We start from the raw sequence: 24,889 nt of genomic DNA, 5'->3' as shown, positions 1-24,889 counted from the left end.
ATTTAATTTACATTTAACGATTATTACCCTAGGTCTTCATGAAAAGAACAATCGTTAGATTTAAAAACAGTGCCTTCAGAGATTTTATTCGAAGGAACGCTAAGTATGCGCCAATAGTATTCTTTATTGGTGGTTTTATTTTTGACACGTTAACCTTAGGCCGTATTGACCGTACTTATGATTTAACGATTTTATGTCTGCATATGACATCTCTATCGATAGTATTGTATTTATATAATTTGGTTGATGATGGTAAATGGAAAAATACCTTCTTAGAACGATATGAAGAGTATTTTCCATTGGCGATACAGTTTTTCTTTGGTGGCCTATCTAGTGCATATGTTATTTACTTTTCAAGAAGTGTTTCGCTTTCAAAGACTGCATCTTTCTTCATCATACTAGTCTTGTTGTTGATTGCCAATGAGTTTCTAAAAAAGAGAATCTCGAATAAATACTTACAATTTGGAGTGTATTATTTTATTAGCTTCACCTTTTTCACCTTCATGATTCCGGTTTTTTTGAAGGAATTAAATACCACTATTTTCCTAATCTCAGGTGTTACCAGTCTTGCTGTTACATTAGTGTTATTGATATTTATTTATGGTAAAAGCCCGAGTACAAGACAAGAAATAAAATTGGGTAAAATGATTATTATTATACTAAGTATCTACGGTATAATTAATCTATTCTATTTTCTGAAACTTATTCCTCCTGTACCATTAGCTTTAGATAAGGGTATTGTGGCACATAATGTAACGATGAAAGATGATACGTATCTCGTTAGCTATGAGCCTGAAGATTCTTTTGTTTTTTGGAGGAAGCACAAACTTGATTTCGCTTATGTACCCGATGAAAGTGTTTATATTTTCTCTTCTATTTTTGCGCCTACCGATTTAAAAAAGGCTGTTTTCCATAGATGGAAATGGTATAATCATAATACCAAAGAATGGGAAATCACTGAAGACATTGGTTACAATATAACTGGAGGCCGCGATGGCGGATTTAGAGGTTATACCTATAAGAACAATGTAAAACCAGGTGAATGGGAAGTACAAGTTTTAACTAATGAGGAACATGTTTTAGGGGTTATCAAATTTGAAATTAAAGAGCATTTGAATGGAGAACCTATAGCTATAAAAACAGAGCGATTTTAACGTAATTCTGACACTTTCCACGAAATATTTATCTCCAAAATGGAGAGAAGTATACAAATATAAAAAATTGATTTTCAACTTATTAGCACCTCCTTCTTCAAAATTAAATATTATCGTATAAAAAATTGTGCTTTTGTTCAGTGCATGTAAACTTAGTCTACCTTCGCCGGCTTAAATTAGACTTTGTCGATATACCTAAAAGTTCGAGCGGTAGAACGTGTTTTCAACCAATTGGAAAAGGAAGTGGGCTCCTTTCAAAAATCCACAGGACTGGGCTGCATGCCCAATTGCGGCAAATGCTGCAGTAAACCCGACATCAATGCTTCAGCGTTAGAGTTCTTACCCTTGGCGTATTCACTTTTCAAAAATGGTGAAGCAGAAGAATGGCTCGATAAATTGAATAACGATAAGTCTACCACATTATGCCCTGTTTTAAATACTATTCTGGCTCCTGGTGATATCGGTTTCTGTTCTGACTATGCGCATCGCGGTCTAATCTGTAGATTATTTGGATTTTCGGCCATGCTTCATAAAAATGACAAACCTATACTGGTAACCTGTAAACCTATAAAAGAGGGAATGCCAGTTGCCGTTGCTAAAGCGGAGTCGCATATTGCTGCAAAAAAAGATTATCCCCTTATCAGTAATTACTACATGCAATTACGTTCTATTGATGAATCATTAGGCGAAGAGTTATTTCCTATCAGAATAGCTATTGCCAAGGCCATAAATGCTGTCTTAGGATACTATGCATACCGAAGACCACCAAAAGGAACAAAAGTTGCTTAGCGGTTACTATTATCGAAAACAGATTAAACGTACCTTTATCATACTATAACTTAAATACCTTCTTAGTTAATCGGTATTATAGAAATAATATAAAATGAACAGCACAATTGAAATACCAAAAACGGTAAAAGTTGAATTATTGAAAGATGCCCCTAACTGGGAAAATCTATTAAAACTAACCTTAGAGCATTTCAATTGTTCTACAGGAACATTACACTTTTTAGATAACGACTCACTATTACAACTGCAAGCTCAACAAGGTATTCCTGAATTTTTAATTCCAAAATTATCTACTATTCCTATTGGAAAAGGAATGGCGGGCATTGCAGCGGAACGTAGAAAACCTGTAGAAATGTGTAATCTACAAACAGATGATTCTGGTGTAGCGAGACCTTCGGCAAAAGACACCAAAGTTGAAGGTTCATTGGCCGCTCCATTGATGTACAATGAAAAATTATATGGAACCATTGGTATAGCAAAGCCTGTACCTTATGATTTCACAGAAGCAGAAACTAACTTATTGATGAAAATCGGCGAGTCGATAAGTCAAAAATTGAACAGGTAGTCTTATTAATCATACATAGTAAGCAATAGAAAGATTGAACATACCAATAAAAAAAGCCCGCTCAATAGCGGGCTTTTTAATTCAATTATAAAACTAAAATGTTATTTAAAAACAGCACCGGTTAAGGCTAACTGAGAAAGCTCTTTACCTTCTTCACCTTTAAAAGTGATATAGTAAGGACCTTCACCAGTAACCGTTTCAGTAATTGGAATTGTAAACATTGTTCCTTGAGAACCTCCTGCTTGTGCCGGAAGTTGTCCTTTACCAATTAAAGGTCCATTAGCAGAATTCTCATGAATTTCAAAATCAAAGAACATTGTAGGTGGTGCTTGCCATCCCGAAGTTAGCGATACCGACTTAACTCCTTTTAAAGAAACATTCTCCAAAACGAACCATCCTGAAGATTTGTTTATTAATAATAAATCCATACCACCAAAACTCATTGCTTGCATACCATCAACTTTCATTGTATCAGAAAATTTAACTGTACTACTTGGTATTGCAATAGATTTAGATCCTGTAAGTGGAATTGTACCTTCTGCACCTTCATCGGTATAACTTGCTGTTATAACAAGCATATGACCTGGCGTTGATGGCGCTGCCGTAATTGTACCGTTAGCTGGCAAAGATTCCTCTTTCTTTTGATCACCAGATAATGAAAGAATATATAATGCAATCTGTCTAGATTCATCTGATGAAATCTTCGGATGCGCAGGCATAGTAACCTCGCCCCAAACACCACTACCACCTGTAACAATCTTACCTTGTATGTAAGTAGCTGCATCACGACGTTCTTTATACTTATTCGCTACATCTTTGTAATTCGGACCAATAGATGCTTCTGCTTCTTTATGACACGTCTTACAATCCATTGACTGGGTCAATGCTTTACCTGTAACCGCAGCAGAAACTTGTTGGTGACCTAAGCTCATGGCTACCTTATCCATTCCTTCCAAATAATCAACACTTACGAAGATATTTTTTGGGTCTATGGTAGCACCGTCAGGATCTGTAACCGATACATCGTAATCGATTTTTTGTCCTGCCAAATAAAATGACGGTATGTCACCCCCTAAAGAGATAGCAACTTCTGGTCTAGAATTACCTGCTACAATACTTGTACTTTCACTAGTAGCTGAAGCACCTTTATCATCAGAAGCAGTTACATTCAATTTGTAGGAACCAGCATCAGTATACGTATAGCTTACATTAGGTTCTGTTGTTTCTTTGGTTTCACCATTACCAAAATCCCACATGTATTTAACAGCATCACCTTCACGGTCAACAGCTTCTGTGCTTGCCGTTACCGCTAATGGTAGTTTACCAGATGTGTGCTCTACAATTAGATTATCAATTACCGGTGGTCTATTACCGCCGTTAAATTCGATATATCCTAAAGCAGAATTTGCATTTTGAGAGAACCAACCACTTCCGTACTCTAGAAGATAGATTTTACCATTCGGACCTACTTCCATATCTATTAAGTTATTCAACTTTACATTAGGTGCAAAAGGCTCCATTTTACTGAAACTACCATCTTCAGCTAAGTGCACTGCGAACATCCAACCTCGCATCCAATCATAGATGATAACTTTACCGTCATAATAACTTGGTAGCTTCTCATCACCTTGGTATAAATCTGAATAATAGGTTGGACCTGCCATTGCATTTCTACCTCCTGTTTCAGTTTGAGGAAACTCACCTGATTCTACATAAGGATAATAAACATATGCTGGGATTGCAGGTGGCAATTCTGTTAAACCAGTATTGTTTCTAGAAGTATTCATCGGTTTTTCAGGGTCAAATGCCGGTCCGCTTTCACCTGTTTCATAATTATACTCATTATAAGCATAGTTATTACCAATAAATAAAGGCCAGCCGAAGTTACCTGCCTTACGTGCTTGGTTCATTTCATCATATCCTCTTGGTCCTCTGGTACTTAAACTATCTGCTCTAGCATCTGGCCCAACATCACCCCAATAAACATATCCTCTTTTCATGTCTACGGATATTCTATACGGATTTCTATGACCCATAGTATATATTTCAGGTCTTGTTTTTTCAGTACCTACTGCGAACAAGTTGCCTTCTGGAATATCATACGTACCATCTTCCTTTACTTTTATTCTTAAAATTTTACCACGAAGATCATTCGTGTTTCCCGATGAACGTCTTGCATCAAATTGCTCGTGACCTGGTGTATCATTTAAAGGAGCAAAACCGTTGTTTACATATTTCTCGCCCTTCTCATTAAATGGAGTAGAGTTGTCTCCGGTCGATAGGTAAAGTAAGTTATCAGGACCAAAAGCAATTGAACCACCTGTATGACAGCATATTTCTCTTTGAGAATCAATTTCTAAAATCACCTGTTCAGAAACTAAATCGAAATTACCATCCATGTATTTGAAACGTGAAAGACGGTTTATCCATTTATCACCGGTTGGTGCATAATACAAGTAAATCCAATGATTATTAGCATAATCTGGGTCTTTCTGTAAGCCCATAAGGCCTTCTTCTGCATTAACTCCAGGAGTCTCCAATGTTTTACAATACACGTCTAGTTTTGCAACCTCTGTTAATTCTTGAGTTTCATTATTAAATAACACCACTTCACCCCTACGTTGTGCAACTAATACGTCGCCATTAGGTAAAACTGCCATTTCTGTAGGCTCAAAAAACTGACCCTCGCTCAAAACAACTTTTGCAAAACGATCCGCATCTGGTGGAATTTGTGACTTTACCTTAGCATAATCTAAATTCAAATTATCACCAATGGCATATTGAATTCCTCCTAAAAGATGTTTTACAAATAAATCTTCAGAAAAACTTTCATCTGTATGACCGCCACCTGTATAAAATGCACGACCACCATCAAAATCATGGTACCATGCTATCGGATGAAAATCACCGTTCTGTCCTCCTTCATAAGAAGATTCATCTAATGTCATTAATACATTTATATCTGGATTGATGTTTTTGTAGTTATACAACTCATCTGTTCTATTCCAAACACTATCTGTAAAAAATTTAGTCGCTATGAAATTTTTATCCTTAATGATAAAATCAGCAGTAGGCGTACCACTTGGATGACTTAAAAACTGTGCACCAGCCAAATCATTATACCATCCCCAATCGTACTCAGTGTCTGCTGCGGCATGTACCCCAACATAACCTCCACCGGCTTGAATATAACGCTCAAACGCGGCCTCTTGAAATTGGTCAAGTACATTACCAGTTGTACTCATAAAGATAATAGCAGAATACTGTTTAAGATTTTCATCAGTAAATAGTTCTGCATTCTTGGTCGTATCTACGGCAAAACCGTTTTCTTGACCTAATTTTTGAATAGCCGCTATTCCTGTAGGAATGGAAGCGTGTTTAAAACCCATGGTTTTTGAAAAGACCAAAACCTTTGGTTCCCCATCACGTTTATTGCCACCACATGAGACAATAGTAAGTGCAAAGCCCAAAAGCAGCACCATTAAAATTTTCTTCATACGTAAAATGTTGTTGATTAGTTGATTTAAGAATTGATAAAAATAGTGTTCGAATCTTTATAAACCAATAGATTACCTATGAAACATTGTATTTTTATGAAAAATTTATCTACAAATAATGAATTATGACAAAATTACCAGAGTTATATTTCAGAAATGACATAGATTTTAAAGAATGGTTACATAATAATCATTCTAACTATAATGGTATCTATCTCATTTTCTACACTGTAGCACACGAAAATGATAGTATGCGATGGGAAGAAGCTGTGCGTGTTGCCCTTTGTTATGGATGGATTGACAGTACGGTTAAAAGTTTAGGAGATGGCAAGAGACGCCAATATTTTTGTCCGCGAAAACCCAAAAGTGTTTGGAGTAAGGTTAATAAAAATCATATAAAAAAATTGAAGACCGAAGGACTTATGCATGCTACCGGATTAGCATCAATTAAAATCGCCAAGGAAAATGGCTCATGGACTTCACTAGATAATGTTGAAAATGGAGTTATACCCGAAGATTTACAAGCAGCATTTAATAAGAACCCCAAAGCATTCGAGAACTATTCTAATTTTACCCGAGGTCAATGTAAGAGTTATCTATACTGGCTTAACCAAGCTAAAAGAGAGGAAACCAGACTAAAACGAATTGTCGAAATCATTGGGTTATGCACAGAAAATGAAAAATACAGAAATGGAGGCGGTCGATAAAATAGAAAATAAATTGCTTAAACCCCACTCTACCCGTATTTACTTAATTGTTAATTAAGCCTTATTTTTACATTCGCTTTTGTGGTGTACCAAGCCAACGTGTTTCCGTTATTGGTTTTCCCGAAGATGTCTATTAAATGTCTAAATTACCTAAGGAACATCAGTTCCTGGACTTATCTGATTACGGTAGGCCCTTTGCCTTCTTAATTGCTAACCGTTTAAAAACAACAATTTATACACCAATACATGTTACAATAGCCTTTACGGTCTGCGGACTTTTGGCAATTGCTTTTATACTAAACAACTTTTATTGGTCTGCTTTATTTTTTCTTGTTCTAAAATCGGTTCTCGATGCTGCAGATGGTGAATTGGCGCGATTAAAGAATACACCATCACATACTGGTCGTTACTTTGACTCTATTTCAGATTTCATACTTAATCTGCTTTTCATACTTTCTATTTGGTATATCACCAATAGCGATTTTTTCTTAGCATTGCTAGCTTTTGTTGGACTAGAATTACAAGGTACACTCTACAATTATTACTATGTAATTTTAAGAAATAGACATAATGGCGATACCACAAGTAGAGTATTTGAGAATAAAACTCCCACAGCCCTAAGAGGTGAAAATCAACAAACCGTCGACATACTGTACCGCTTCTATTCATTTTGCTATGGCCCATATGATCGTATTATTTATGGTCTAGATAAGAATGCCATAAAGGGTAAATATTTACCCAATTGGCTTATGACCGCAGTCTCAACATTTGGTCTAGGCTTTCAATTACTGCTAATCGGACTCTTTTTAGTCTTAGGCTTTAAAGCCTATATAATTCCTTTTTTTATAGGGTATAGTCTACTAATTTTTGTATTTATCTTGATAAGACAATTAATGAATACATAATTATTTTTACCTTTCTACCTTAACCAATCTAACATGCCAAGCTCAATTAAAATCAAACAACTCAGTCTAAGCATGTTTTGCTTTGCGACTATGTTTTCCTGTACATCAGAACCCGATGCTGTATATGATGTCGCTATTAAGAACGTAAACATCATTAATTTAGAAACTGGACAAATAGATGCATCGAATATTTACTTAAAAGATGGTCATTTTGCTCGTATAGAAGCAGCTTTTGAAAATTCAAAAGCAAAAGCAAACCAAACAATCGATGGTTCAGGTAAATATGCATTACCAGGTTTTTGGGATAATCATGTGCATTTTAGAGGTGGTGATTCTTTAATAGAAGCGAACAAAAATTTTCTAAATCTTTACATAGCAAACGGTATTACATCAGTTCGCGATGCAGGTGGTGATTTAACATCATCTGTAATGGAATGGAAAACAGCAATTGCAGATAAAAAATTAACAGGTCCTTCGATCTTCACCTCTGGACCTAAAATAGATGGCCCTGGGGCCACTTGGGCTGGGTCATTAGAAGTTGAAAATGATGAAGACATCAATAAAGCATTAGATTCCTTACAAGCTATACCTGTAGATTTTGTAAAACTGTATGATAGCCAAATTTCTGGAGACAATTACCTGAAGACCATTCAAGAAGCAGAGAAGAGAAACCTTATTACTTCTGGGCATATGCCATTTACGGTTGAGCTTGATGCTACCATTGATGCAGGTATAAACGCCATTGAGCATTTATACTATGTTATGAAGGGCTGTTCTTCTAATGAAAAAGAAATAACTGAACAGTTAATTAAAAAGGAAATAGGCTTCTGGGATGCTATGCCCTTGTTACAATCCTCTTATTCTGATTCTACTGCAATGGAGACCTTCACGAAGCTAAAACAGAATAATGTCTTTGTTGTACCTACGTTACATATTGGTGGTGTATTAAGCTATTTAGATGAAGTAGACCATTCAAAAGACACCTATTTACAATTTATGTCTCCTGGTATTCAAAAAACATATCAAGGTAGAATTGACCGCGTGAAAAATGCATCAAAAAAGCAAGTAACCGACCGTAAGGCTTTAGACCAATTTTTTGGGCAGCTCGCATTTAAATTAAATAATAACGGAGTTTCACTCTTGGCGGGTTCAGATAGTGGTGCGTATAACAGCTATACATACCCTGGTATTTCTTTACATAAAGAATTAGAAGCTATGGTTGCTATCGGCATTTCGCCTTTAGATGCCCTACGAGCTTCTGCTTACAATGGAGCTAAGTTTTTAAAAAAGAGCGATGATTACGGTACAATATCCAAAGGTAAAATAGCCGATATCGTATTACTTAACAGCAATCCATTAGAAGATATTAAGCAAACCAAAAATATATTCATGGTGCTAACAAATGGTGTTATCTATACCGAAACATCACTTGAAAACTTATTGAAACCAATCGCTAATCACATAAAATAAATAGTCATGAGAACACTATCCTATCTTTTTCTAACACTACTATTTTTTACCTCCTGCAAAGAATCAAAGGTTATTCATGAAAAACAGGATATGCTTATTTCTAACATTACCATAATAGATGTAGAAACAGGTAAACTATTAGAAAACCGAAACGTAATCATCGATTCTGGAAGGATTAAAGGTATCACCATTGATAAACTTAATACTAATAACTTTGATACGCTGATAGATGGCACAGCAAAATATCTTATGCCGGGTTTGGCAGAAATGCACGCCCATATTCCGCCGCCCACTACCTCCCAAGAGCGAATTGAAGAAACCCTTTTTCTATACCTTTCAAATGGTGTTACGACAATACGAGGTATGTTGGGAGACCCATTGCATCTCGATTTAAGAAAGCAAGCTCATGAAGGAACATTGTTAAGCCCAAGAATTTATGTTTCCAGTCCATCATTAAATGGTAATTCCGTAAAAACTAAAGAAGAAGCAGTTGAGAAAGTAACCCAATATCAAAAAGACGGGTATGACTTTCTTAAAATACACCCAGGTATACAAAGAGATGTTTTTGATCAGGCTGTTGAAACAGCGAACAAAGTTGGTATAACCTTTGCTGGCCACGTGCCTGTCGATGTAGGTGTTCGTCACGCCCTTGAGAGCAATTATGCCTCCATCGATCATGTAGACGGTTTCCTTGAAGGTCTAGTGCCCACATCAGCTAATGTAAAAGCCGATGAAAATGGCTTCTTTGGATATGCCTTTACCCCTCTGGCAGACACTACTAATATTGATGAACTAGTTGCTCTTGCAAAAAAACATAAGGTTTGGATCGTACCCACACAAAGCCTTTTTGAAAGATGGTTCGCTCCAATAACCGCCGATGAATTACTGAATCAACCAGAAATGAAGTATATGCCAAAATCTACATTAGAGAAATGGAAGACTACCAAAGAAACTTCCATGCAAGATGAAAGTTTCAGCGAAACCCAATGGCAACAATTTGACGACATTCGTAAACAACTTATTAAAAAATTACAGGATAATGGCCACGGAATATTGCTTGGGTCAGATGCACCACAACTTTTTAATGTACCTGGATTTTCGATTCAGCATGAGGTTAAAGGAATGCAAAATGCAGGTCTTACTAGTTTAGAAATTATTCAGTCCGGAACTATAAATCCTGCAAAGTACTTTGGTGCTTTGGATGAATTCGGGCAAGTGAAAGAAGGTCTCTCGGCCGATTTGATTATCCTTGATAGCAATCCTTTAGAAAACCTAGCTGCACTTCAACAAATTGAAGGTGTGGTTGTAAAAGGCAAATGGCTATCAAAACAAGCCATTGAAGAAAAATTAAACAGCATTGCGGAACACGCAGCACAAAACTAAGCGAATGAAAATTTGGTTCTATGTATTACTTTTTACCTTCGGAAATCTTTATTCCCAAACATTATTGAAACCAGACCGTATATTTGATGGTATAGAAATGCATGATAATTGGGTCGTTCTGGTAGAGGGAAACTTGATTACTTACGCTGGAAATCTCAATGGATTAAAAAAACCAAAGAATACAACTGAAATTGATTTAGCCGGCACTACCCTAATGCCTGGCATCATTGAAGGACATTCACATGTACTTTTACATCCTTACAATGAAACGGATTGGAATGACCAAGTGCTCAAAGAATCACCCGTTGAACGTGCTATAAGAGGAACGAATCACGTTAAAAATTCACTTATGGCGGGAGTAACGACCATGCGAGATTTAGGTGCAGAGGGTGCAGGGTACACCGATGTATATTTAAAAAAGACCATTGATGATGGTATCATAATTGGGCCACGTCTTTTGGTCGCCGGACCAGCTATTGTTGCAACAGGTGCATACGGACCAAAAGGTTTTCATGATGGCGTAACCGTACCCTTGGGTGCAGAAGCTGCTAGCGGAGTTGACCAATGTATTGAAACTGTGCGTAGACAAATGGGTAACGGAGCTGACTTAATAAAAATTTATGCCGATTACCGTTGGACACCCGGTGCAGATTCTCAACCTACTTTTTTACAGGAAGAAATTGATGCTATGGTCGCCACGGCAAAAAGTGCAGGAAAATATGTGGTTGCACATGCCGGTACACCAGAAGGCATGAAAAGAGCTATACAAGGTGGTGTTGAAACCATTGAACATGGTGACGGTGGTACGCTAGAAATTTTTAAGATGATGAAAGAAAAAGGAATAGGCTTATGCCCTACCCTTGCCGCTGGTGATGCTATTACACAATACCGAGGTTGGAACAAAGCTACCGATCCAGAACCTGAACGAATTCAACAGAAACGCAAATCATTTAAAATGGCCTTAGAGTCTGGTGTACAAATTGTCTTTGGTGGTGATGTTGGGGTGTTTCCACATGGCGAGAACTACCGCGAAATGGAACTAATGGTCGATTACGGAATGAAGCCTTTAGCTGTATTAAAATCAGCCACATCTGATAACGCTAACATGTTTCATTTAAATCAACTAGGGGAGTTAAAAATAGGCTTCTTAGCCGATATCATAGCCATTAAAGGAAATCCTGCTAAAGATATCACTACTGTAAAAAATGTTTCTTTTGTAATGAAAGATGGTTTGATTTATAAGGAGTAGTTAATCGTTGACGGTTGATTAAAAATCTTGAACGTATGCATCAATTTAATTGCTATTCCTGATTTTTAGTGCACTTGAAATAATGAAAGTAATAAAAGAAGTTTCGATTACCCGCTGAAGTAAACCTCTATAGCCCGATTCTGGATTAGAGAACAATACAAAAATGAAAATGGCACTTATAATTCCCGTAGCCATTGAAATTTGAGATAATCGTTTAAACGCTTCGAATTTTTTCAATCCTAGACCGATACCAAGAATACAAATAGGCAGAAAAATATAGGTCAATGAAGCTGCTGCATTATGAATTAGTTGTGCGGCACTTGAATCTATAATGTTAGTTGGGCATCCAGCATCACACGGAAAAAGTCCTACTGTGACAGTACCTATACCATAGAATATCACAAGACCTAAAAATCCGGCTATTATCAGTTTTGATTCAGGGAGATATTTGGGAGCAGTGATGCAAAAAGCAGCAATAAGTATTCCACTTGGCACATATCCGAAGTATTGTAAATACCATCCATATTCAGTATTAGAGGCAAATGATTCACTTATATACTGACTAATAACACTATAATCATCGATTAATAACGGTCCAACAATGGCAGCAATTGCAAATAAACTTACGCCTAGAATGCCAATATAGGCTATTAACTTATTGCTCATTTTAATAGATTGGTTGGTTTTATGTCTTTCTGACGATTGAGCAATTGAAATGTTACAATACTACATTTTCAAAAAGAAATTGCATCTAAATTGAATTCTGATTGAGCGGTTTTACCTTTTATTAGGTTCTATATTATTATTGGCTTCTAAAAACTTATTAAATGAAACCAGCTTAATTACCTTGTCTTTTCTTGGTGGGTTTTTAATTAGCTCGTTTTTTGGTCTACTAGGCCTTTTTTCAAATCCACCACCACAATTCGGACAAACGTTTTGAAGAATGTTTTCAACACATTCTGCACAAAATGTACATTCGTACGTACAAATCATAGCTTCTAAACTATCATTCGGTAAAGCCCGGTCGCAATTTTCGCAATGCTGTCGTATTTCTAACATTTCTCTAAAATATTTTTCAAACCCTATAATTGACCATCACTATCCAATAAACTCATCTCTTTTCGTATTGCCTCATTTTCATATCTCGATGGATGAAAATACGTTGCATACGTCGGTAGTTCATTCTCACCTAAAATATAGTTAGCACAAAGTTTACCTGCTGCACATGCGCTCATTGTACCATAACCCGCAAGAGCACCGACTACAAATACACCATCTACTTCTGTATTTCCAATTAAGGGCCAATTTTCGTTAGTTCTAGTATAATACCCAGCATATTCTATTAAAGGGGTGGGAATATTATTTTCATACCTAGAAAGCTCGGGAATAAACCGACTAGCGCCTTTTAAGACTACTTGAGGAAAAAAATCGAAATTTTGTGTTTCCCATGTCGGACTACTTTTTTCCGTTTGAAATGCCCAACCTAGTTTAATACCTTCTGTTTCGGGCTTTATGTGCAAGCCCCCCGGAAATTTATTCAGTAACCATCTGTATTTTTTATCGGAAGCGAAAAATTCTTTTTCTTCTGTTGACCAATTTAAAAATTGAGTGTCTGCATAAATGGTAAAAGGCATGTTCTTAGGAATGATATTATTAGGGTCTGGAATTATAAATTTTCTTTGCAATGTATTTGATATCGGAAATTGAAACCCAAACATTTTAGCAATCGTATTTAAAAAAGGACCAGTTGCTATTACGACTTTATCTACATCAATAGATTTCTTTGAATCTAATAGTACTTTAAATTTTGAATCTTTTTTCTCCATATTCAAAATTTCACCTTCCACTTGAACAAGTCCCATTTTCTTAGCTTCACGAAGCAACAAGTTTCCTAAATCATAGACATCTATTTTACCCGCATTCTTAATTTTAACTACTTTCTCTATTTTTTTATCTAGGTAAGGAAAATTGTTCTGAATTACCTGCGCGCTTGTTATTTCTTCTAAATAGTCAGCAGAACCGTCTTTATTACCTGAACCAAAAATGGGATTATCAGCATCATGACTAATAAAATTATATCCAGAATTTTTCATTTCGAAAGAATCATCACCAAATTCTGCCCTTAATTCTTTCATTAATTGAATACTATCACCAACAAATTGACGCATGTTTTTTTCAGGCCAGTAGTCCCTGAAATTTTCACCAGACTTGCTTGTTGTAAATGATAAAGGCTGATTTTTATCAATCAAAATAACTTTACAATCCTTTCTTTCTTTTAATAAAAAGTAAGCGGTCGCTACCCCAGCAATACCGGCACCACAGATTGCAATTGTATTATTTGTTGACATAGATTTCAAGGTTTATTTAAAGGTGAGATAGTAACTTACGATACATTTGCTTCGTTACTCTCCTCCCACTCTTTTCTTAAATCAGACGATAGCACACTACCCTCATCATGTCGCCAACCTGGTGGTTTTATGAGATACTTAAATCTATTTACTATAGAAGTTTTAACTGTAAAGAAATCTTTAAACATCATATACCACTCTGCAAAGGCAATTTTAAGGGGATTATAGGTATCTATATTTTTCACTAAGCCATAAACAGGTTTTTCTATTTCTGGCTCGAAAGTACCAAACAGCCTATCCCAAATGATAAAAACACCTGCATGATTTCTATCTAAGTATTGTGGATTCGTAGCATGGTGTACTCTATGGTGACTCGGAGTATTAAAAATAAATTCAAACCATTTTGGCATTTTACGAATCATTTCAGTGTGAATCCAATATTGATAAATTAAGCTAATGGACATTTGAACCAACACCATAACAGGATGAAAGCCTATAATGATTAAAGGAATCCAAAATATAAACGTATAAAATCCACCAGACCACGTTTGCCGTAATGCTGTACTTAAATTGTATTTTTTTGAAGAATGATGCACTACATGGCTTGCCCAAAAAAACCGGCTCTCATGACTAATTCTATGAAACCAATAATAGCAAAAATCCTCCGCAAAAAGTAATATCAACCAAGACCACCAAGCAAAAGGTATTTCGAACAGATGGTAAAAATTATATAGTAGATAAAACAACCCTAATGCTATGCCTTTGGTAAGTAAACCGATTGCTACATTACCCAAGCCCATAAGAATTGAAGTGCCTGCATCTTTATACTCATAGTCTTCAAGCTTAATTTTCACCGTTAAAATGACCTCAAGGATCACGGTCGCTGCAAAAAAAGGAATGGCGTAATGAATTAAATTGGGTATTTCTGGTATCTGCATCTCAGGGATTAATAATTTTGCTTTCCTAATTTACAAAATCTATTCGTTACAATTAGCTAACTATATTGACAAGGTTATTTCTCATTCTGAAATTTTCACAATGAACCCATTAGATTGTCTGAGGTCATTGCGTTCAATTAATGCAATGATATTTCCACTAGGAAGCTGTTTAATAATTCTTACCCTACCTTCTATCTTCAAACCAAATGTTTTGCCGGTTTCACTATTGTATTTCATTAGCCTTCTATAGGCCAAGGAGCCAATAAGAAAATAATTATTCCAATCGGAGATAGTACTTCCTGTAACTTGTAGCAAACATGCCGGTGCAATGGCTTGCCCCCCGTCATTTGTTGGAACTGTCCAATAATGTTCGGGAAAAACAGTAAATGTGGCTGCCGAATCTTGAGAAATTGTAGACACCCAAGCTCCGTCATAATTGATGCCATACGAAAAAAGAGGCCAACCGTAATTCTTGCCCTTTTCAATGATGTTGAATTCATCCCCTCCTTTTGGTCCGTGTTCAACCCCATAAAGCGTATGGGTCAACGTATCTAAAACCAACCCTTGAACATCTCTATGACCATAGCTCCAAATAGTTGAGGGTGAAGTAAAACCTTTAAAAATCGGATTATCTGCAGGTATACTCCCGTCTTCTAATAACCTATGAATTTTTCCGGCATCGTCATTGAGGTCTTGGGCATTTAAAACCGGATTCGAACTGGTGGAAAAATTGGAGTTTCCAACATTTAGAAAAAAATGAGTTTCATCTTCCCAAACTATGCGCATGCCGTTACCTGTATAATTAGTATGTCTAGTAGCAAAAATTGGCTGAAATTCAGTAGCTGCATTATCATGTACTTTTAGCCTAGAAACCTTTGCTAAACCATCTTCACCTAAATATGAAATGTAAACCCAACCGTTGGAAGCATAATTAGGGTGCAGACTAATGTCCATTAACCCACCATGCATGATAGCAGGGAGACCAGGTGTACCAAAAGTGACCACCTTAGGCATACCAGATATTTCAGTTTTGTTTCCATTTTGAATGTGAAACATTTTACCTATTCTATCGGTGATATAAAATTCATCTTCTTCCAATATGGCTATACCATATGGTATTACAAATCCGGTTGCAATAGTATCCATTGTAAAAGAGTCATCGCTAATTGGATATGGTGAATCAGGAACTTTTACTTTATTGCTTTGGCAGCCAATTAGATAGCTAGATAAAAGTATTGCACATAAAATTTTAGTTGTTTTCAAAGTAATTTGATTTAAATCCTAAGCTATTATTTTATCGTTGAAAATTTTGAGGTCGATAAAACTATTGCCCATCTAGTAGTATTTGCAACCATAAATATAAAAAGCATCAAGATACCCCTCACTAATACCTATATGTCCACACTAAGTTTAATTTGTTACGAAGAATAGCAATTAACTTACTCATCATGTTCATTAGGCTCCAACAAATCCCATTTATTACCGTACAAATCTTTAAAAACGGCAACCATGCCGTAGGGCATCTTTTCTGGTTCTCTACTAATTTTAATACCCCGCTCAACCATTTTATAATAATCTCTCCAAAAGTCATCAGTGTACAAGAATAGAAAAACTCGACCACCGGTTTGGTTACCAACACGTGAAGCTTGTTCTTCGCCGTCAGATTTTGCCAAAACCAAAGCACATTCTTTTGAACCTTGTGGCGCTACTACAACCCATCGTTTACCATCACCCAAATCGGTATCCTCAACGAGTAAGAAGTCTAATTTTTTGGTATAAAACTCAATGGCTTTATCATAGTCATCAACTACTAACGCTATACGTGCTATGGTTTGTTTCAAGGTTTTATTTTATTTGATTAGAAGATATCGAACTAAAAAATATGAGCCAGCTTTTAATCTTCAAGAATATTGGTTTCAAAGCCATCTCTATTTTTTATATTTCCTGTTGCCATTAGTACTATTCCGGCCAGATTGTTTCGAACCTTTCGCAAACTATAAGCATTTCTTCGATCGGTTTCTCCCCACTTTCTTCCATTGCGCTCGCAAAAAGTCCCAATGTGCTTTTTTCCATTTTTTTAGCGGTTCAATGTTTGTTCCCATATCCATTTCAGCATAATCTTTGGAAACTTTATTAAATGGAATTGTATCTACACTTATCGTTTCTATTATCGCTAAGGCCATTCCATCAAAATCCGTTATTATCTGTTTTGTTCCCATTTTTGGTAAATCAGCATTTGCTTCTTCATACCATAGATATAAACCGGATGAAGCTTTCTTTTTTCCGCTTAAAGTCAATTCCGCTAACCGATTTGCATCTTCTTTATTATTGTTAAAATACCAAGATTCTGGTAGTTCGTCTTTTTTTAATTCGGGATTTGAGATGGTAAAATTATTCCACATTTCATAAACCGTTTTGTCAATCCCGTTTTTAGTTATTGTTTCGTTTTTACAACTTATTAAAATCAAAAACAAAATGACAATCAAATTTTTCATTGTTTCTTTCAATTTTAATGGCAACAGTTTGGCTAAACCGCCTTTTAATACAATTTAAGTTTTGTCAGCAAATGCTTTAGTATTTGAAATAGCACCATAAAACTTGTTGAAAATCATGCATGCTGTTAAATCTCCAGTTACATTAACTGCTGTTCTAAACATCCCCAAAATTCGGTCTATACCAATGATAACAATGAGTCCATCAATTGGAATTCCTGTACTTTGTAATACAGATGCAAGAATAATAACGCCACCACCAGGAATGGCAGGTGTACCTATAGAAGCAGCCACAACGGTAAAGGTGATTAATATCAGGTTTATTAGGGACAATTCAATGCCATAGGCTTGTGCCATAAAAATTGTTGTGACGCATTGAAATAATGCAGTACCATCCATATTAATTGTAGCTCCAACCGGAATAACAAAATCGCTTATATTAGAAGATACTCCTAATTTTTCATCGGCTGTTTTCATCGAAATAGGCATAACAGCAGCTGAACTGGCGGTAGAAAATGCCAAAAGTTGAGGTTCTCGTATTGCTTGTAAAAACTTAAAAGGATTTTTCTTTAAGACCAACAAAACCAGCACTAAATAGAATATCATTAATAGTATTAAGCCAATGATTACCACCACAATATAATACCCCAAACCGAGAAATATGTCGATACCCGTTCTGGATAGTAAGGCCGCCATTAAGCCAAATACGGCATAGGGTACGAGAATCATTGCCCATGATACCACAATCATGCAAATTTTCTGGATGGCCTCTGTAAAACGAATAATAGGTCTCGCTGTTTCATTATGTAGCTGGGTAATTGCGACACCAATTATGATGGTAAAAATAACAACACCCAACATCTCTCCCATCAATATTGATTCTAACGGATTATTTGGAATGAGGTTAGAAATAGTAGTTGGGATGTTTTCCATTAGAATAGGCGTTTCAGTAGATACCGAGTGTTCTAAACTAGTATTGGGAAATCCACCCAACTTAAAAATATATTGCCCAGGTTTCATAATAAGGGTTACCAGCAGACCGATGATGATAGAAATAGCGGTTGTGAAAATAAAATATAATAGAAGTCTCCAACCAAAGGTTTTAAGATTTTCTGTTGTGTTTCCTACAATTCCCGAAATTATTGAAGCAAATATCAATGGTATCATGATCATTTGTACCAATCTCATAAAAATTTGGCCTGGCAAGTCAAGCCAATTTGCCAACCCTAAGCTTAATTCCTCAGAAACAAGTCCTGTAGATGGGTTAAGAAGAACTCCCAAGCCAGCTCCTAAAACCAGTCCAATGATTACCTTAAGCCATAAGCGACCTTTTATTAAGCGTTCTAAATGAACTGATAGATTATTAAGTGGTCTGATTTCTAGCATGGTGATATGGTGTACTTAATTTTTGGCGACGGTCTCGGCTATGAGTAGTTGCGTGCGTTAGCACTTAATTTTGCATGTACTTACCAAGTAGGAAATTCCTGCGGAATTTCCAAAGTAGGCGAGAACAAGCAATTACTTATAGCCATTGTTGTGTTTAGTACTTATCTAGGTTTCTTTGTTTTTTAAAATTTTTAATCATTTTACCAAAATTTTTATCTTTCGCTTTCCTTTCTTCTACACTTGATTCAAAAAAATCTTTTTCACGTTCCATTTTTAAAAAATTCAAATAGGATTCAGAGTCAACTTCTCCGTTTTCAACCGCTTTTAAAATTGCACAATCTTTTTCATTCGTATGAGTACAATCATTGAATTTACATTTATGAGATAGCTTTAAAATTTCATCAAATGTGATTTCTAATCCAGCAGTTGAATTTGTAATACCAACTTCCCTCATTCCAGGGTTGTCAATTAAAATTCCATTTTCAGTAACCAGTAATTCTCTGTGAGTAGTAATATGTTTGCCTCTGTCAATACTCTCACTAATTTCTCCAGTTATCATTAATTTTTCACCAACTAGATTATTGATAAGAGTTGATTTACCAACTCCTGAAGAACCCAATAGACAATATGTTTTACCTTTTGTTAATATGGACTTTATCTTGTCTAATCCAATATGAGATTCGTTGCTTATTGCAACAATTGAAATACCTTTTATTCTTTTATTTATATTCTTTAATATTATTTCCAATTCGGATTTTCCAATTAAGTCAATTTTACTTAAAACTACAATTGGTTCAATTTTAGAAGAATGACATATAGTTAAATATCGTTCTATTCGGTTTATATTAAAATCTCTATTCACAGATTGAATGATTAATGCAAAATCAATATTCGTTGCAATTATTTGAGTTTGACCTAATTTACCAACAGCTTTTCTTTCAAGTATAGAATGCCTTGGATAAACTGAATGAATTAAAGCTTTGTTTTCATCATATTCAGAAATAGCAACCCAATCGCCAACAGCGGGTAAATCGGTTTCAGAATCGGCTGTAAATCTTAAATTGCCAATAAGCTCAGAAGCATATTCATTATTTTTAGTTTTAACTATATAGCTGTTTTTATGTTCTGAAATTACTCGACCAATTTCAAAACAATCTAAACTATGTTTCTTTCTGTATTCTCCTAATTCAGCTTTATATCCTAAATCTTCAAGAGTCATTGGAATGTTCTTTATCGTATTAAACACAACGGTTCGGCAAAGCTTATTGTTTTTATTTATTTTTTCTATTCTAAATCCATTCCCGATAGCTATCGGGATTAACGAGTTTATAAATATACACAGACCTTATGATTTAGCCCAAAAGTCCGCATTACGTTTAGGTTTTGTTGTCATTAGTTTTTTACGCGCGAGTTAGGGTTTAAGGAAAATAGCTAAGTCCATTAACGCAACATTTGCGTGTGCGTGAAGTCCATTTGGCATTTCCGAAATTAAAACTGTCGCTTAGAAAAGTTTCTAATGATTTTAAATATTTTCAGCTCTAATTTTTCCTTTTAGATTCATCACGATATATTAGTATTAAAGCAGCAATAATTAATACGATTGCGCTAATAAAAAGTATAAAATCTATTGACCCAATATTGCTTGAAAAATCATAATTAAAAACACTTATTAGCGCCGAAACTATTATTAAAATGTAAACTAAATTACGTTTAAGCATTATTAATATTTTTTTTCTAAAATTAACGTCAACGTGTTTGGCTATGGTTTCGTTGCGTGAAAATCCGCAAGGATTTTCTGCCGTAAACCGAAGATAGCAAATTTGCGAGGACTTTCCGCGATGAAAGTCAGAAGCAATGAACTATAGCCGGTGATGTGGTTAGTATTTATTCTAATTCAAAGACATATTCTTTATACACGTCATTGGGATAATTTTCTAAATATTCTTTGATATATAATGGATAAAATTTGTTCAGTAAATGAGGATTAGTAAATGAAGGGTTATAATTTAAATCTATTTGTTCGGTGACATACATTTCTATTATCCGTTTTGCAACTCCTTTGGTTTGAATTTTTACTTTATAGCATTCAAATCCACAAATAGTTTTTTTATCTTTTTTAATATATTCAAGTATCTCAAATTCATCTTCGGTATGCCTATTAAAATCCCATTGGTTTTCCATTAATTCAAAAAAGTAAGGACTAAAATTAGTTCCAAGTAATGTTTCTCTATCAACTTTTAGGATGTGATAAATTTCTCTGCCATTATCACATTTAGTAGTGTATTGTGTATAGAATTTTGGCTTAACAAAAAAATGAATTTTATACTCTTCTCTGTAAACAAGAACTGGTGGTGGTTTAGGAATTTCAAAATCTGAATTATCAAACTTTGGGGTTGATTTAGACCAAATGCTGTCAGTTCTAGAGTCTAAAAGGTCAGCATAATTCTGTGTAACTTCATCGGTTACCTTAATAACGAAATTGCCAAAGTTTTTCTCATATGATTCTTTTGTTTGGGAAGTTCCGTATTGAGTTGATATTAAAATAATTAATAAAGTCAAGTGTATTTTCATAGTTAGCTTATATTAACCACAACAATTGGATATAGTTACTAGTAATTATATCCCTATTTTATATTGAAAAATTTAATTGTAAAAAGTAACCCTACTCCACCTCCTTCATCAAAACCTCAATAGACTTTTCTAATTGTTCATCAGTTCCTTTTGCGATTAGCTCAGGTTGATTTTTAATCAAAATTTCTGGGTTCGTTTCATTGTTTTCCATCCATTCGCCTGCTTTATTTTTAGAACTTACTGGTACAACACCCCAACGGCCACCATTTGGCAAACGCTCCCAACCTGCAAAACTACAGGTGCCAGGTACGGGCATACCTACTGTTTTACCGATTTTTAAATCTACATAACCACTAGCGAAACAAGAACCATCACTGTACATCGATTCATTAAACATGGCCAAGGTTGGCTTTGTCCATCGTGAGGTTGGTTCACCACCTACTACTCTAGCTTCGGTTTCATACGATAGAAAGGGTACACCGGTAAAGAACATCGCTAAATCAGCAACCAAGTCACCACCGCCATTAAAACGGGTATCTACGATTATCCCTTTTTTGTCATTGAACTTGCCTAACATTTCCTCGTAAATAGTACGATATGGTCCGTCACTCATACCTGGAATATGCACATAGCCTAAAGTGCCATTACTCTTTGCTAAGACCTCTTTTTCATTGTTCTTCACCCAACGGTCATATAACAAACTGCCTTCATCTCTTAGAGAAATTGGCTTTACTGTAATTTGCTTTCGCTTACTGTTTTCATCTACCATGTCCAATAATGTAAAATCACCTTCTATACGATTCAAATAGAAAGCAGCATCCATAGCACTACCAATTGTAATTCCGTTAATTTTTTCAATAATCGCTCCAGGTTTTATATTGAATCCAGATTTATCTAACGGTCCGCCTTTAATCACTTCTGTGATTTTTAATCCGTTACCTTTATGTGTATAATCAAAGAACACCCCTAAGGAAGCTGTTTTATCACCATTGTCGATATTGTCGGAAAAACGCCCAGCTGCATGACTCACATTCAGTTCCCCCAACATTTCAGATATCATTTCTGCAAATTCGTAGTCGTTACCAATATGCGGTAAATACTTTTCATACTCGGTACGCATCGCTTTCCAATCGATACCGTGAAAGGTAGACGTGTAAAAAATGCCATTGGTACGTAACCAAATATGATCGAACATATACTTACGCTCTGCATCGGCATCTAGTACCATTTCTGAATTTAATTTTACGGGCTCTGTTTTAGCAGCTTTTATATCAACCTTTGCAATTTTTCCATCTGCCAATAGAAATAGATTTTCCTTTTTAGCATCCCACTGTAAGCTACCCGATTTAGCATCTAAGGAAATCAACATTTTAGTACTCTTAGTACGTATTTCGGTTTCCCATAAATTAAGGTCTTTCTCAAAACGAGCTAGGTAATACAATTTTTCTCCGTCTTTCGAAAGCACAGCATCCGCTAGTAATGAGGAGTGAATTGTTAATCGAGATTTTCTTCGTTCTACATCTTCTAAATCAAACTTCAATGTTTTTACTTCGGTCTCTTTCTCTTTATCGTCTTTCTTCTTTTTATCTTCTGATTTGGCTTCGTCCTTTTTTTCTTTGGCGGCCTCCTCTATCATTTTCAACAAATCATATTCGGCTTTCGAGTTATTGAATTTATCCCAAGAATCTTGATTCAAGAACATGCTATACACATCTAATTCTGACTTTCCGCTAGTGGCATAACTTTTTAATCCATCTCGATTTGATAAGTATAAAATATGATTGCCCTCATTTACCCATTTTGGAGAGCCATCATAATAGCCGCTTTGCGTAAGGTTTTTGCGTTGTTTACCATCTTTGGAAATCAGTAACACCTCTGAATTACTTAACGAGACGCCCCAATCGACAAGTAACCAGTTACTATCTGGACTCCATTGAAAATACTTGTCACCATCTTGCATATGAAAAAGCTCATTTGGCGTCAATAGGGTGGTAATATTATTGGTTTTAAGATTCTTTACTTTTAGCGTTCTTCTGCCTTCTATGTAAGCAATATACGTGCTATCTGGTGAGAATTCTGGCAGGTATATATCTTCTTTTGAGGTTACTAAGGTATCTTCTTTAAACACCGTTGCCGCAAAGAAATAAGGTTCTTGTGATCGTACTTTTGAGGACTTGAAAATAGACCATTTACCATTGCGCTCACTAGCATACGCAACTCCTTTACCATCGGGCATGAACTTTACAAAACGTTCTTGCTCTGGCGTATTTGTAATACGTTTGGTCAATGAACCATCGATAGAGGTAACGAAAACTTCTCCTCTACTAATGAAAGCAATTTCTTTACCATTAGGAGCTATATCCATTTCACGAACACCACCATTTACAGAGATATATTCTATAGCATTACTATCTTCTTGTGTTCTGATAATAATAGCTACTTTCTTAGCTTCTTCACCAGCCTTAAGTGTATAGATTTCACCATCATAACCAAAAGCCATCTTATCATTTCCAATACTTAATGAACGTACTGGGTGTGTTTTGAAATTGGTAAGAGTCTTAATTTGGGACTCCCCTTTTAAAGACATAGAAAAGACATTAAAAGAACCTTCTTGCTCGCTTAAGTAATAAATAGAACTACCATCTTTTGAAAATACTGGATTACGGTCTTCGCCTTTAAAATTGGTTAATTTAATATGTTTACCGGTTGCTGGCTCATAGGACCAAATATCTCTTGTAATGGCTGAAACATGATGCTTTCTAAACGCATCTTCATAACCTTTTTTATCGTGATAGACCATTTTAGAACCATCGCTATTCACCTGTACATCTTCTGCAGGCACCGTCAATACTTGATCTACCCGACCACCTTGTACTGGAACGCTATATAATTCTGGTTGCGTGCCCGTAGGATACTGCCTATGAGCAACAGCATCTAAACGTGTTGCTCCGAAAAGAATGGTTGCATCATCCGCAGAAAAACTAAAAGGAATTTCATCAGTACTATGATAAGTTAATCGTGTAGCCGGTCCGCCTTGAGCATCCATCACATAGACATCAAAATTGCCATATCTATTTGAGGTAAATGCTAATTGCTTACCATTTTTGCTCCACACAGGTGCATAATCATGCGCAGAATGAAACGTTAGTTGTTTTGCTACACCCCCTTCTGCTAGTACAGAAAAAAGGTTTCCTTTATAGGTGAATGCAATGGTTTGGCCGTCTGGAGATATTGATGGGTAACGTGCCCATTTCGGATTGGTTTGTGCGGTACCGATAAAAGTTAGACAAACCGTTAAAACGGTGAAAATCGAATATTTCATAAGCTTATTTAGATGGTGTTTAGTTGTTATGAAAGGTAAGGATTTGATTTGTCTGCTACAATAAATGTATGACCATTGGTATCCATTTTTATATACTTTGCAAAAACTCACTA

The 24,889-nt window shown here is 35.6% G+C and carries 20 protein-coding genes; 8 read left to right on the top strand and 12 right to left on the bottom strand.

The genetic code is table 11. The annotated features are described in order from the left end of the window. Positions 1-38 precede the first annotated feature (38 nt). The 3 genes from B5X55_RS16045 (at position 39) to B5X55_RS16035 (ending at position 2,508) form a co-directional block, all read left to right on the top strand. Complete coding sequence (locus tag B5X55_RS16045) at positions 39-1,154, top strand: DUF2914 domain-containing protein (protein ID WP_079513744.1); 1,116 nt, start codon at positions 39-41, stop codon at positions 1,152-1,154. A 183-nt stretch (positions 1,155-1,337) separates the two neighbouring features. Beyond that, entirely contained in the window at positions 1,338-1,943 is a 606-nt protein-coding gene (locus B5X55_RS16040) for a YkgJ family cysteine cluster protein (RefSeq protein WP_143814520.1), read from the top strand. A gap of 94 nt (positions 1,944-2,037) precedes the next feature. Then, positions 2,038-2,508 carry a GAF domain-containing protein gene (locus tag B5X55_RS16035; protein ID WP_079513740.1) on the top strand — a complete coding sequence of 157 codons (471 nt, stop codon included), beginning with the start codon at positions 2,038-2,040 and terminating at the stop codon, positions 2,506-2,508. A 101-nt stretch (positions 2,509-2,609) separates the two neighbouring features. On the opposite strand, the gene B5X55_RS16030 is transcribed toward B5X55_RS16035, so the two are convergent. After that, a complete protein-coding gene (locus tag B5X55_RS16030; protein ID WP_079513738.1) occupies positions 2,610-6,005 on the bottom strand; it encodes a ThuA domain-containing protein in 3,396 nt (1,131 codons plus the stop codon). A gap of 125 nt (positions 6,006-6,130) precedes the next feature. Between B5X55_RS16030 and B5X55_RS16025 the strand changes: the two genes are divergently transcribed. From B5X55_RS16025 to B5X55_RS16005, 5 genes are all read left to right on the top strand, one after another. Continuing rightward, entirely contained in the window at positions 6,131-6,712 is a 582-nt protein-coding gene (locus tag B5X55_RS16025) for a YdeI/OmpD-associated family protein (protein ID WP_079513736.1), read from the top strand. A 137-nt stretch (positions 6,713-6,849) separates the two neighbouring features. Continuing rightward, complete coding sequence (locus B5X55_RS16020) at positions 6,850-7,617, top strand: CDP-alcohol phosphatidyltransferase family protein (protein ID WP_079513734.1); 768 nt, start codon at positions 6,850-6,852, stop codon at positions 7,615-7,617. Positions 7,618-7,650: 33 nt separating this feature from the next. Then, complete coding sequence (locus tag B5X55_RS16015; protein WP_234999767.1) at positions 7,651-9,087, top strand: amidohydrolase family protein; 1,437 nt, start codon at positions 7,651-7,653, stop codon at positions 9,085-9,087. A gap of 6 nt (positions 9,088-9,093) precedes the next feature. Beyond that, positions 9,094-10,470, top strand: a complete 1,377-nt coding sequence (locus B5X55_RS16010; RefSeq protein ID WP_079513732.1) for an amidohydrolase family protein — start codon at positions 9,094-9,096, stop codon at positions 10,468-10,470. A 4-nt stretch (positions 10,471-10,474) separates the two neighbouring features. Further along, positions 10,475-11,719, top strand: coding sequence for a metal-dependent hydrolase family protein (locus B5X55_RS16005; protein ID WP_079513730.1), 1,245 nt, complete (start codon positions 10,475-10,477; stop codon positions 11,717-11,719). A 45-nt stretch (positions 11,720-11,764) separates the two neighbouring features. On the opposite strand, the gene B5X55_RS16000 is transcribed toward B5X55_RS16005, so the two are convergent. The 11 genes from B5X55_RS16000 to B5X55_RS15945 all read right to left on the bottom strand — a co-directional run bounded on the left by B5X55_RS16000 (position 11,765) and on the right by B5X55_RS15945 (position 24,776). Continuing rightward, positions 11,765-12,385, bottom strand: coding sequence for a DUF998 domain-containing protein (locus B5X55_RS16000; protein ID WP_079513728.1), 621 nt, complete (start codon positions 12,383-12,385; stop codon positions 11,765-11,767). A gap of 111 nt (positions 12,386-12,496) precedes the next feature. Then, positions 12,497-12,778 carry a DUF1272 domain-containing protein gene (locus tag B5X55_RS15995; RefSeq protein ID WP_079513726.1) on the bottom strand — a complete coding sequence of 94 codons (282 nt, stop codon included), beginning with the start codon at positions 12,776-12,778 and terminating at the stop codon, positions 12,497-12,499. A gap of 23 nt (positions 12,779-12,801) precedes the next feature. Continuing rightward, the gene (locus B5X55_RS15990) at positions 12,802-14,067 is read right to left on the bottom strand and encodes an NAD(P)/FAD-dependent oxidoreductase (protein WP_079513724.1); all 1,266 of its coding nucleotides are present in this window, start codon (positions 14,065-14,067) and stop codon (positions 12,802-12,804) included. Positions 14,068-14,102: 35 nt separating this feature from the next. Further along, on the bottom strand, positions 14,103-15,005 hold the full coding sequence (locus B5X55_RS15985; RefSeq protein WP_079513722.1) for a sterol desaturase family protein: 903 nt from the start codon (positions 15,003-15,005) through the stop codon (positions 14,103-14,105). A gap of 81 nt (positions 15,006-15,086) precedes the next feature. Further along, complete coding sequence (locus tag B5X55_RS15980) at positions 15,087-16,268, bottom strand: PQQ-dependent sugar dehydrogenase (RefSeq protein WP_079513720.1); 1,182 nt, start codon at positions 16,266-16,268, stop codon at positions 15,087-15,089. Positions 16,269-16,444: 176 nt separating this feature from the next. Next, positions 16,445-16,846 (bottom strand): VOC family protein, encoded by a 402-nt coding sequence (locus B5X55_RS15975; RefSeq protein ID WP_079513718.1) that lies wholly within the window; start codon positions 16,844-16,846, stop codon positions 16,445-16,447. 153 nt (positions 16,847-16,999) lie between these two features. Beyond that, complete coding sequence (locus B5X55_RS15970; protein WP_234999766.1) at positions 17,000-17,500, bottom strand: ASCH domain-containing protein; 501 nt, start codon at positions 17,498-17,500, stop codon at positions 17,000-17,002. Between the two features lie 54 nt (positions 17,501-17,554). Further along, positions 17,555-18,883 (bottom strand): dicarboxylate/amino acid:cation symporter, encoded by a 1,329-nt coding sequence (locus B5X55_RS15965; RefSeq protein WP_079513716.1) that lies wholly within the window; start codon positions 18,881-18,883, stop codon positions 17,555-17,557. Positions 18,884-19,037: 154 nt separating this feature from the next. Beyond that, complete coding sequence (gene rsgA, locus B5X55_RS15960) at positions 19,038-20,102, bottom strand: ribosome small subunit-dependent GTPase A (RefSeq protein WP_079513714.1); 1,065 nt, start codon at positions 20,100-20,102, stop codon at positions 19,038-19,040. A 665-nt stretch (positions 20,103-20,767) separates the two neighbouring features. Further along, positions 20,768-21,454, bottom strand: a complete 687-nt coding sequence (locus B5X55_RS15950; RefSeq protein ID WP_079513710.1) for a hypothetical protein — start codon at positions 21,452-21,454, stop codon at positions 20,768-20,770. A gap of 91 nt (positions 21,455-21,545) precedes the next feature. After that, a complete protein-coding gene (locus B5X55_RS15945) occupies positions 21,546-24,776 on the bottom strand; it encodes a S41 family peptidase (RefSeq protein ID WP_079513708.1) in 3,231 nt (1,076 codons plus the stop codon). Between the last annotated feature and the right edge of the window lie 113 nt (positions 24,777-24,889).

Source organism: Maribacter arcticus, assembly GCF_900167935.1.
Taxonomy (GTDB): domain Bacteria; phylum Bacteroidota; class Bacteroidia; order Flavobacteriales; family Flavobacteriaceae; genus Maribacter; species Maribacter arcticus.
Note: the sequence above shows the minus strand (reverse complement) of the source record. Positions and strands in the feature narration are given on the sequence as shown.